Below are 266 nucleotides of genomic sequence, written 5' to 3' on the forward strand. Positions count from 1 at the left end.
GGTCGATCCAGCCGCCGTGCGGGAAGAACCAGCCGCCGCGCGCGAGCGGTGTACCGGCGAGTTTTTGCGCGTCGTCGGCGGAGACCGGCGTGACGAATTCCGGCGGATAGCGCAGCGCGGCGATGGCTTCGCTCATCGCGCGGGCTTCGTCGGCGTTTTCGGCGATTTGCAGCAGACCGGAGCCGCCGCGCAGCGGCGCGTGGCCGAGCCGTTCGAGCGCCGTCCAGCGTCTTAGCGCGTATAAAAAGCCGGCGCGCGTGACGCGC

General features: G+C 70.7%; 1 protein-coding gene. It reads right to left on the reverse strand.

Features of this window, described 5'->3' with window-relative positions:
- Nucleotides 1–266: hypothetical protein (locus R0J92_RS23505; RefSeq protein ID WP_411053453.1), on the reverse strand; the 266-nt coding region annotated here is incomplete at both ends.

Source organism: Tritonibacter sp. SIMBA_163, assembly GCF_046535935.1.
Classification (GTDB): Bacteria; Pseudomonadota; Alphaproteobacteria; order Rhodobacterales; family Rhodobacteraceae; genus Epibacterium; species Epibacterium scottomollicae.